This is a genomic window from Streptococcus sp. HMSC074B11, from assembly GCF_001808705.1.
In the GTDB taxonomy this organism is placed as follows: Bacteria; Bacillota; Bacilli; order Lactobacillales; family Streptococcaceae; genus Streptococcus.
On record NZ_KV794307.1, the window covers coordinates 1 to 562 of the forward strand.

Here is a 562-nt window from a genome sequence, read left to right on the forward strand (position 1 = left end):
AGTAGGTACTAAGGTAGAATCCACCTCAATTCCAAGTGAAGGTGCTCCAAGTCTTGTTGAAGATAAACCAGAATTGGAAGTTACGACAGAAGCCGTTGCTTATGATACTCTTCATCAGGAAGATCCAGACTTGCTTAAGGGTCAAACCCGTGTCATCAGAGCAGGAGTAGCAGGTGAGCGTACCATCTTAACCGAGGTGATGACTGTCGATGGCAAGGAAACTCGCAAGCAGGTTTCTAATGAAGTGACGACCGCGCCCGTTACCGAAATTATCGCAGTAGGTACTAAGGTAGAATCCACCTCAATCCCAAGTGGAGGTACTTCAAGCTTGGTCGAGGTGAAACCAGAACTTGAAGTTACGACAGAAGCAGTTGCTTATGATACTCTTCATCAGGAAGATCCAGACTTGCTTAAGGGTCAAACTCGTATTATTCAAGCAGGAGTAGCAGGTGAGCGTACTATTTTAACCGAGGTGACGACTGTCGATGGCAAGGAATTCCGCCAAGTCAAATCTAATAGTATTACCCAAGAACCCGTTACCGAAATTATCGCAGTAGGTACT

1 protein-coding gene is annotated in these 562 nt (G+C 45.6%); it reads left to right on the forward strand.

Annotated elements, in window-relative coordinates:
* Window positions 1-562, forward strand: a 562-nt coding sequence (locus HMPREF2619_RS09300; RefSeq protein WP_186821509.1) for a G5 domain-containing protein, incomplete at both ends; no start/stop codon positions are given.